General features: G+C 72.4%; 9 protein-coding genes and 1 pseudogene. 3 read left to right on the forward strand and 7 right to left on the reverse strand.

What is annotated here, in order from left to right; genetic code table 11:
* Positions 1-87 precede the first annotated feature (87 nt).
* The 7 genes and pseudogenes from QSK03_RS33485 to QSK03_RS33320 all read right to left on the reverse strand — a co-directional run.
* Positions 88-258, reverse strand: a pseudogene (locus tag QSK03_RS33485) (three-helix bundle dimerization domain-containing protein); the annotation flags it as partial.
* Between the two features lie 375 nt (positions 259-633).
* Positions 634-1440, reverse strand: coding sequence for a DUF2188 domain-containing protein (locus tag QSK03_RS31380; RefSeq protein ID WP_285659579.1), 807 nt, complete (start codon positions 1438-1440; stop codon positions 634-636).
* Positions 1441-1580: 140 nt separating this feature from the next.
* A complete protein-coding gene (locus QSK03_RS31385; RefSeq protein ID WP_285659581.1) occupies positions 1581-1817 on the reverse strand; it encodes a hypothetical protein in 237 nt (78 codons plus the stop codon).
* 28 nt (positions 1818-1845) lie between these two features.
* Entirely contained in the window at positions 1846-2004 is a 159-nt protein-coding gene (locus QSK03_RS31390) for a hypothetical protein (protein WP_285659582.1), read from the reverse strand.
* Between the two features lie 177 nt (positions 2005-2181).
* Positions 2182-2802, reverse strand: coding sequence for a helix-turn-helix domain-containing protein (locus QSK03_RS31395; protein WP_285659583.1), 621 nt, complete (start codon positions 2800-2802; stop codon positions 2182-2184).
* 439 nt (positions 2803-3241) lie between these two features.
* Positions 3242-3703: a VOC family protein gene (locus QSK03_RS31400; RefSeq protein WP_285659585.1), complete on the reverse strand. Its 462-nt coding sequence runs from the start codon at positions 3701-3703 to the stop codon at positions 3242-3244.
* Between the two features lie 216 nt (positions 3704-3919).
* Positions 3920-4474, reverse strand: a complete 555-nt coding sequence (locus QSK03_RS33320; RefSeq protein WP_352232079.1) for an NAD(P)-binding domain-containing protein — start codon at positions 4472-4474, stop codon at positions 3920-3922.
* A gap of 103 nt (positions 4475-4577) precedes the next feature.
* Here QSK03_RS33320 and QSK03_RS31410 point away from each other — a divergent pair, with 103 nt between their 5' ends.
* From QSK03_RS31410 to QSK03_RS31420, 3 genes are all read left to right on the forward strand, one after another.
* The gene (locus tag QSK03_RS31410; protein ID WP_285659587.1) at positions 4578-4775 is read left to right on the forward strand and encodes a hypothetical protein; all 198 of its coding nucleotides are present in this window, start codon (positions 4578-4580) and stop codon (positions 4773-4775) included.
* Positions 4772-5008 (forward strand): 3-isopropylmalate dehydratase small subunit, encoded by a 237-nt coding sequence (locus QSK03_RS31415; protein WP_285659588.1) that lies wholly within the window; start codon positions 4772-4774, stop codon positions 5006-5008. Before QSK03_RS31410 ends, QSK03_RS31415 begins: the two co-directional genes overlap by 4 nt.
* Before the next feature lie 112 nt (positions 5009-5120).
* Positions 5121-5504: a hypothetical protein gene (locus QSK03_RS31420; protein ID WP_285659590.1), complete on the forward strand. Its 384-nt coding sequence runs from the start codon at positions 5121-5123 to the stop codon at positions 5502-5504.
* Positions 5505-6000: the final 496 nt, after the last annotated feature.

The following is a 6000-nucleotide window of genomic DNA, read 5'->3' on the forward strand; positions in this document are numbered from 1 at the left end:
CAGGACGCCAGGTCGTGGCCTGCGCCCTTATCGCCCTCGCGCTTCGACGCCGCCGAGCGAAGGAGAGGCGCCGGCCGAGGCGGAGGTTCAGCCCGCGGTGGCCAGTCGGGCGCGGACGCGGCGTTCGACCAAGACGGGAACGAACGTGGTCACCCGCGCGTCGCGGAAGACGGACGCCGCTTCGGACACGTAGTCCCGAATGCGGCGTTCCTCGTCGGCATTCGCGCGGCGACGGGCCACCAATCTGTCGGCGACCTGACCGAGTCCCTGGTCGAGGGCGCTCGTCGCTCTGCCGCCCGAGCGGACATGGTCGGTTGCGGAACCCTCGGCGCTCGCATCCGGTACGCGTTCCCGACGAGCTCCTCGTTCCTACGACTCACTGCACACCCCAGAGCATCGGTGGGACTGCTCGATCAAGCTCCTCACACACCGACTCCGACTCCACCCGGTGGCGCGCTCGGCGGCTACCCGCCACCAGGACCCCGACCTCGGCCGAGTGGCGCAGCCAGTGGTCGTCGTCGAGGACGCCGAGCACACTCCCGAGTTCGGCGAGGTTCTCGTATCGACGAGCGGGAACGCGGGTGAGCACGTCAACGATGCAACCACCGACGCCGGACCCGAGGGCGGGCGCCGTCAGTGGTCCTCGGTGGCGACGCGTACTGCTCGCCGGACCGACCGGGTCCCGCGGGCCGAGACGAGCGAAGCCAGGTACAGCGCCGTGGCCACGGTCGCGCCCAGGGCACGTCCGGCGAACCGCACCGGGTTGAGCGCGTGCGACGCGCGACCGACCTGGAGCAGAACCTGGTCGCTCACTTGGTCGAGGGGCGCCGCCCAGGACTCGGTGACGGCGTGGATGCGCTGCCCGGTGGTGTCGGCGAGGCTGTCGAGCTCATCCCCGACCCCGGCCCCGGCAACGGCCGCGCGGTCCGCCTGCCGCCGAGCGGCACGGGCACCGCGCGCGGCCGTGGCCTCGACCCGCTCCCCCGCCCGCGATGCCGCGGCGGCGGTCTCGCCGCGGACCTCGCGCGCCGTGCGATCGGCCTGGTCGGCGATCTGCCCGCCGGCGGTCTCGAGGATGGTCGCGGCGTCGTCGGCCCCGGCGCGCACCGACTTGTCGCCCTCGAGCACGGCGGCGCCCTGCTCGGCGAGACCGTCGACCGCCGCGCGCGCCGTGACCTCGGTCCCCTCGGCGAGGGCCTCCACGGTCGCCGCGGCGGCGGTGCGCTTCGGGTGCGGCTCATCGGCGGCCACGGTGCGGCTCTCGCGGATCTGCCCGTCGCTGCCGTGCACGACGACCTGCCCACCGCCGTCGTTGGCCACGATCTCCACCGCCCGCGAGATCGCCTCCGCCTGGGTCGGGGTCTTCGCGCTCGCGCGCTGGGCGTCGTCCTTCTCGACGTGCCATCCGTCCTCGGCGGGCACGACGTGACGGTCGGACATCTGCAGATCACCCTGTTCGGTTGCAGCGAGGGGCGCCCGGGGAGCGGGAGCCCACCCCTCAGGGTGCTCGGCGCGGATGACGGGACGTCGACGCTCCGATGAGCATCACGGTCACCGTCGTGATCGACCTGACCGCCCGATCAGCGGCCGGGAATCCTCGTGGTGGTCGTCGCCACGACGCCCAGGGCCCGCTCGAGCTCGGCGAGACTTGCGTACCGATGCTCGGGGACCTGCGCGAGCAGGTCGCGGACGTGAGGGCTGACCCCGTACCCGTCGGCGGCGACCAGCAGCTGCCAGCGCTCCAACGGCCACTCGAGATCGTCGAAGACCGCCGCCCACGTCGGACCCGCCGGGACGCTGCGCCGTGCGGCGGTCACGCCGGGACCCATGGCCGTCGCGGTGCGGCTACGCACCGCCGGGCGGGCTCGACGACTCGGGCGCCGAACCGCGAGACCTGACCAGCGCCGATAGCGCACCACCGGCGAAGGCGACGAGCCAGAGAACCTGCACCACGGTCGACGTCGGCAGCACCAGCACGCCGGTCGCGATCACCGCCAACGCCACCCGTTCGGACGGTGGCGAGACGACCGGGTTCGCCGGACGCGGGCCGCCGCTCGCCCGGCTCTGCGGAGTACTCACGGGCTACTCCTGGTGGACGGTGAGCCACTGGTGCGTACCGACCGGCACGCTCGAACAGTTCCGACACCCCGTCGAGGATGGGCTCGGCAGGAGACGGCCCGTTCACGACCGGGTGAACACTCCGCCGGCCACGGTCGAGACGACCCTCGCACGTCCACTCACGCTGCTGGGCACGTCCGGGCGGCGAGCGGGCGTAACCTCGTCGTAGCCGCGGCCGCGGACGGCCTCGCTGCGCCCGTGCATCCGCCAGCCGCCGCCCGGGGGCACTCGGCCGAGCTTCTTGACATCGACATGGAGCAACTCGCCCGGACGGCGGCGCTCGTAGCGCGGACCGCTCCGACGCCGGCGGACCGGTTCGCCGGTGATCGGGTCGATCGCGGCCAGCACCGGCACCTGGTGGCGGGCCAGGATCCTGCCGACGGTGGAGGCGACCAGCCCGAGCTCGCCGGCCAGGAACACCGCCCCGCGGCGGCGCTCGGCGCGCAGCACGAGGACCTGCGCCTCCACCTGCGGACCGGTGCGCCGCGGGCTGGTGTGCGGACGTGAGGCGCGGTCCTCGAGCCCGGCCAGGCCCTCGGCGTCGTAGCGGTCGATCCACTTCTTGACCGTGCCGCGGGAGACCCCGAGCTGCTCGGCGATGCGGGCCTGAGGCCAGCCAGCGCGGTAGCGCTCGACGATGAGCAGACGAGCGTGCACGGTCAGACGAGCATGACGGTGCGGCACCGAGGACCTCCGGTGGTGCGGGCGGATGCTTCAGACACACCCACCCCGCCCCGGAGGCCCTCCCCCGATCAACCCGACACGCCGCCGCACACAACGTCTCGGGTCACGACACGAGTACACACCCGGAGCGTCATCGACAGCGGGATCGCGCCATCCCACGACGCACAACCTGACGCTCCTCAGCAGCGTGCGATGCCAGGTTGACCGCTGCCACGACGGGGCGAGGGGGACCGAGGGGGTCCGGCCACCGGGCGCGGCCTCTATCGACAGGCCTTCAGCGCGTCCGAAGACAACAAGCAGTCGAACGTCGTTCCCGCCGTCGAGGTTGGTCATGAACAACACCTGGACCGCAGGGAGGCCGACAGGCTCGTCCTCCTCGTGCCGTGTGTCGAGATCAGTGACCGCGCCGTGGTCCGTCCCGGTGCCGGCTCGTGGGGTGTCAGGAGTCCGAGGTTCGGAGCAGGGCGCGTCCCCGGGCGACGATGTCGTCGATCGACAGGTCGTCGTGGTGGGTGAGGAAGACCCAGAGGTGCCCGAACGGATCACGCAGCATGACCGACCGGTCGCCGTAGAACATGTCCGTCGGCTCCTGGAGCACCTCGGCGCCGGCGTCGGCCGCGCGGGAAGCGAGGTCGTCGACGTCGGGGACGTAGACGTGCAGGCCGACGGTGCTCCCGGGTGGACCCGGAGGGGCGAAGGGGGCGTCGGCGTCGCCGAGCATGAAGACCGAGGAGCCGATGGACATCTCGGCGTGGACCACGGACCCGTCGGGGGCGTCGATCGTGAACAGCTCCTCGGCGCCGAACGCCTGCCGGTAGAAGGCCATGGCTTCGCGGGCGCCGTCGACCATGACGTGCGGGATGACCGTCGCTGTATAGCGCTGCGGTGCGATGGTGGACATACCGCGACGCTAGAAGCTCGACCGATGTCGAGGTCAACCGTGCGACTCCGGCGGGCCACAACGGCCTCCACCTTCCCGTGCGGCGGCCACCGGGGACGACCTCCGCGCCGCCCTGCGCGGACCGTGGGAACCCCGAGACCCGGGAACGACGCGACGTCGAGCGGCCTCAGCCATCTCGCCAGAGCGGCCCAACCTTCAGGACGACGGACGAGGGGCTCAGCGCTCGTCGCGCACCGAGCGCCAGGCTCTCGAGGACCGGTCGACACCCGCGCCGCGGCCTCTCCGCAGGCGGCTCGACCGTGGCCCCGACGGCCCGCTGAGGGAACCGCTTACGTCACACCACAGCCTATCTCCGACGGTCCCCGGCGATGGATGATCGACGCAGGCAAGCACGTCCACGCCGCGGTGAGCATGTCCTGCACGCAGATGTTGTGCATGGCCCGGCCGCGGTGGCCTGCGTCGTCGTCGCCGTCCAGGAGACCATCGGGGCCGTGGCCGAGCTCGTGCAGGCCGGACGTGAAGTTGGTCGGCGGGCGGTGCATCTCGACGACGGCGACGTGCCCGTCGACGGCCGCCGTGCAGGGCGCCGCGGTCGGCGGCGGCCTCGAAGGGCTTGCCCCGCTCGCGGTCGAGGTCGTGGACGACCAGGTCGTGGCCCGCCCGCAGCAGGTTGTGGGCCATCCCCGCACCCATGGCGCCCAGACCGATGAAGCCGACCTTCATGGGGCCTCGCTGCGAGCACCGCGTCGAGCGCTGGGCGCACGACGCCATCCCGATCTCGAGCGCGACGACCCGGACGGCCGGGGCGCCGTCGTCACCCTGCCGGCCGCGATACCCTGCCGGCCGCGATGTCGCCGAGACGGTCCCGGTCGCCGTGCAGGATCAGTGTGGGGATGGGGAGCTCGTCACCGGGATCGGGCCGCAGAGCCCCGCGCAGCGGGGAGGTGAGCACCCCGACGACCTCGCGCTGGGGCATCGAGGCGGTGGTCGTCCGGACTACCCCGACGCCGTCACCGCGCTGCTGCTCGCCGCGCACCGGGTCGACGCCGTGGTCGTCGGAGTCGGCGCTTGAGGATCAACAACGGGATGCCGGCGCTGACCGTCCCCGGGGCGCGCGATCTGGTCGCCGAGGGCGAGGACCTCACACTGCACCTCACCGAGGGCTGGGCGCGGGCGGGCGGCGCCCGGATCGACGTCTCCCCGCTGCCCGACTTCGTGCTCGACATCCTCGACGCCGGAGGGCTCATGCCCCGCCTCGTCGCCGACGGCTACCTTCCCGACGAGGCCGCCGACGTCGTCGTCTGAACCTCCCCACCGACACCCCGGGAGGGGCCCGGGTGGAGGTGCCCGCGCGCCGGGGTGGTCGTCCACATGTCCCGACGAGGTGGGCTCCGCCCCGACGGCATTGGGCGGTCTCATGACCTCCTCCGGGCGTGGCGCGGTCCAGCTGCGGGACGACCTCGGTACCGAGGAGCTCGACCGCCCGCATCGCGTCCTCGTGCGGCACGGGACCGTGCGGAATCTGCGCGAGGAAGCGGTGGTGCCCGAACAGCTCCTGCTGGCGGTGGAGCTTGTCGGTGACCTCGGCGGGGCTGCCCACAACCAGGTGCTCGTCGGGACCGCGGGCTCGGTCGTACTGTTCCCGGGACAAGGGACGACCGGCGAGTTCGGCCATGGCGGCGTAGCGCGGGAAGAGGACGTCGGCGGCCTCCTGGGAGGTGCGGGCCACGAAGGCGTGCGACGTGACGGCCACGGGAGGGCGTCCGCATCGTGTCCGGCACGCGCGGCGGCGACCCGGTAGTCCTCGACGTGCGGCGCCAGGGACTCGGGACGGCCGCCGACGATGCCGATCGTGATCGGGAGGCCGAGCCGGCCCGCCCGCCGGAACGACGCCGGAGACCCGCCGACCCCGATCCCGAGTGCTCGGGCCGCGCCGAACGGCACCTCGCGATGGATCGGGCGGGGGCGACGATCTGGATCCGAGCGCAACCTCTCAGGAACGCCTCCCACTTCGAGAGGCGGAGATCCGAACGCTCTGGAACGGTCAACCAGTGGACAACCGCAGCAACGGTCGAGGGGCGGGGCTGAACCGCTTTGGGTACCACTTACGTCACGTCATAGCCGATCACGACGCCCGACATCACATGATCACTACGACTCGATCATGCCGCTGACCAGCACAAACGAGCATCGGACATCACCAGCAAGGACGTGACTCTCGTCCACTGGGTTCGGGGTTCGAGTCCCTGACGGCGCACCCTTTCTGCTGGTCACAGCCCTGCGGAGCGATCCTCCAA

Origin of the sequence: Actinomycetospora sp. NBRC 106375 (genome assembly GCF_030269665.1) — a bacterium.
Lineage (GTDB): Bacteria > Actinomycetota > Actinomycetes > Mycobacteriales > Pseudonocardiaceae > Actinomycetospora.